Raw genomic sequence first — 3617 nt, 5'->3', positions numbered from 1 at the left:
ACTGATGAAATCCACAGAACGAAGTGAAGGAAATTTTCGTTTATATAATAAATCGTCACTTAAACAGTTGATGTTTATCAAACAATGTAGAACGCTAGATTTAACCTTATCGGAAATTCGTCAACTGCTTGAGTTACAAAGTTCACCCTCGATTCAATGCAACTCAGTTAACAAGATGATCGATAGTCATATTCAGCAAGTTGAACAACGTATTAAAGAACTTAATAGCCTTAAAGAACAATTAAATGACTTAAGTAACACCTGCTCAAATAATGGAACAATTGAGCATTGTGGTATTTTACAAAAGCTTACCAGTGACGTAGCTAAAAACGTTTAGATCCCATGCTGATCTGAACTGCGGGGTCAGGTTCTTTGAAATATCCGCAATGTCGGATAACTTGTCGTTAAATAAAACATAGCTAATGTCCGCTTTCGTATCTTAGTGAGCCTTAGCAAAGTGAAAACTTTGCACTTTGCTATGAATATTTATGGGCAAAAGTTATCGTTCAGAAACGAAACCCGACTGGCAGCAATGAGCTTAAACCAGCCCCACAGAATAGCAGTAAATTTTAGTTAAACTTACCCTGAATATGATAATGGTTTCTCAAAACGCAATGTCAGCTTTTGGCTAGGAGCTGTCGTATTGATTTAGTCACTCGTAACTTCAGCAATTCGCACAAAGTGAGCTTTAAATCTAGTGATACCTAATTCTGCAATGGGCCTCAAAATCGACAGAAGTTATTACTTGCTTAAATAGTTACCTATATAATATAAAGAGGGTTAAATATTATTCGTATTTAACACAAGCTATTTCATATTTCGTCAGTTGATAATTTGTCTAGTGCAACCACCTGATTACGACCATTTTTCTTAGCTTGATATAACGATTCATCAGCCAATTTCATCAATTCATCGAAACTAATGTCATTAGGAAAACCACTCGCCACACCAACGCTTATTGTTACTCTGGCAATATTGGTTACCTTATAGTCATCAAAATAGCATCTTAATTTTTCGGCCAAAAACTTTGCTTGCACAATGTCAGTATCAGGTAGAAATACGAGAAACTCTTCACCTCCCCAACGAAGAATAATGTCAGAAAGTCGTAAGCGACGTTTAAGTGTTTGAGCGACATGCTTTAGCACATCATCACCCATTATATGGCCAAATTCATCATTAATACGTTTGAACCAATCCAAATCTAATAACATTATAGACATCGAAGTTTTTTGTCGTTCACCCAGATTCCAAATAGGATATACAAGCTCAGTCAGGGCTCGGCGATTAAATAAATTGGTTAGCGGATCAATTCTGGCATACTTCTCTGCAGTTAATCGTGCGTCATATGCCATTTTAAAATTGAATCCAAACGACATTGACAATAATGACATTTCCAAAAGCATACCTAATTCAATACCTCTAAATGCCCATTGTGTGTAGGGAAACAGTCCCCACGTTGTCATGCTAGATATGGTAGCTCCACATGTGCCTATTAAGACCGCAGGTACAAAAAACTTGGCTAAATTATTTCCATTTTTAAATGAGTAATAACCAATCACTAACATCCAGACAGACATGGTTGTTAGGATCATGAGTTGTGCCATCACAGCAAATGAACGGCTACCAACGACAACAATAATAAAACCTATAGTGGCTAACCCTCCGTAAATTAATCGTCGATATGAATACAGCCGAGGTAAGTATTTTTCTGCCTGTAAATATTCAATGGTAAACACGACCCCTGAAAATAGATAAACAAACATAAGTAAAGGCATAAGCCATTGTTGGATTAATACCTCACTAGGCCAAAGTAACCAGAAACCATGTCCCGTATAAGTAAAGTTGAATGCTGTAAATGAGAATAAATAGAACGAATAAAGACAGTATCTCAGCTCTTTAGAGTATGCATACAGCGCTAAGTTATATATTAATAGTATGATTAAAGCGCCATACAAAGCGCCATAAAAATAAGCATTCTGTTGGTCAAATTTATCAACACTTTGTTCATCACCAAGATAGACAGGGAATGTCATAGGATCATCAGATTTTATACGTAAGACAATATAGGTAATGCCAGGCTTAAATGTAAAAGAGACTGACGGCATACGCTTTTGACGTTCTCGGGAAAGAAATGATGATGTATCACCAAGTTTTACGTTTTTACTTAAAACATTCTGTTCATAAAAGTAAACGTCTAGTTCATCTAACCATGCGTTATCAATTTTGAGTATTAATGATTCAGCATTTTCTGTAGTGTTTGTGACGGGTAATACGGCCCAAACTGTACTTTTAGAGAAGCCAAAGCTAACCTGATTTTCATCATTTTTAATAAACGTACCCAAATTAAATTGGGCTAACACTTGGTCAATTTCTAATGAATGCTCATAGTCTTTAAAGATAAACAGCTCTGAATTGACGAGTTTAAATTCAGCATTAGAAGGGAGTGATTTAGCGCCCACAACGCTAGAAAATATGACAAGTAGCACTAGCCATATTTTATAAAGTGATTGATAAATGCTTGTCGATTTATTCACGGTTTAATTTAATTTTTGTGATAGGTTTACAAAGGTTACATGACCGATGAACTTACAAAGCTAGCTTTTTCAGCTCCGGATTCAATCTCAGTCCAAACTCGTATGAAATTTCCTCCTAGAAGCTTAGTTATTTGCTCATCGTTATAACCACGGCTTTGTAGTCCTGCAACTAAATTAGGGTAATCTGCAACAGATTTTAGCCCTTCTGGTAATGCGCCTTGTACGCCATCAAAGTCAGAGCCAATACCCACATGATCAATGCCTACAAGTTTTATAGCATAGTCAAATTGGTTAAGCACAGCGTCTATAGGTGTCACTGGAATAGGGTGTTTATCCCACCAATTTTTATCGAACAATTTTTCATCTATTAATTCAGTACCTGAAACACTCGCAATTTGGTTTCGTTTTGTTATCGCAGCTTTCTCTTTAAAAAATGTTTGAAGATCATCTGCCGACTTTCGATTTATAAAAGGTATGCCAAAGGATATTTGTATCACCCCACCTTTAGCCGCTATTGCCAGTGCAAGTTCATCACTAATATTGCGTTCAAATCCGGGAGTGAAATGTCTAAAAGCAGAGTGACTGGCAATGACTGGTACTTTGCTCAATAACAGAACGTCTTGCACCGCTTTATCGGATAAATGCGACACATCTACTATCATGCCTATACGGTTCATTTCACTCACAACATTCTTGCCAAAAGGGCTTAATCCGCTCCATTGGCGTTGCGGATCATAGGAGGAGTCGCTAATGCGATTACTAGCGCTGTGTGCTAATGTAATATAACGGATCCCGCGTTTAAAAAATTTACCAACTTGATTGATATCATCCTCAATTGGAGCGCCATTCTCCATACCAAGTGCTAGCAATATACGGTTACCTGCTGTTAAAGTTTCGATGTCTTTTGGTGAAGTTAAAAGTCCAAATTTATCAGGATGACGTGCAATTAACGCCTCAATACTATCAATCTGGATATGAGCATTTTGTTTTGCTTTCCCTTGTTGATCATCACTAGCTGAAGTGTAAATTGACATAAAAGCAACATTAAGGCCGCCAGAATAAGCGCTTGAGTAATCAAATTCA

At 36.9% G+C, this 3617-nt stretch carries 3 protein-coding genes; 1 reads left to right on the top strand and 2 read right to left on the bottom strand.

Annotated elements, in window-relative coordinates; translation table 11 throughout:
• A partial coding sequence (locus H4J50_RS18575; RefSeq protein ID WP_182257644.1) for a MerR family DNA-binding protein occupies positions 1-337 on the top strand: 337 nt, incomplete at its 5' end.
• A gap of 475 nt (positions 338-812) precedes the next feature.
• Here the strand turns inward: H4J50_RS18575 and H4J50_RS18570 are convergent.
• Both H4J50_RS18570 and H4J50_RS18565 read right to left on the bottom strand, forming a co-directional pair.
• A complete protein-coding gene (locus tag H4J50_RS18570) occupies positions 813-2534 on the bottom strand; it encodes a diguanylate cyclase (protein WP_310733286.1) in 1722 nt (573 codons plus the stop codon).
• A 35-nt stretch (positions 2535-2569) separates the two neighbouring features.
• A partial coding sequence (locus H4J50_RS18565) for a dipeptidase (protein ID WP_182257643.1) occupies positions 2570-3617 on the bottom strand: 1048 nt, incomplete at its 5' end.

The organism is Colwellia sp. 6M3, from assembly GCF_014077595.1.
Lineage (GTDB): Bacteria > Pseudomonadota > Gammaproteobacteria > Enterobacterales > Alteromonadaceae > Cognaticolwellia.
The sequence above is the reverse complement of the archived record's forward strand: the minus strand, read 5'-3'. Positions and strand labels throughout refer to the sequence as shown.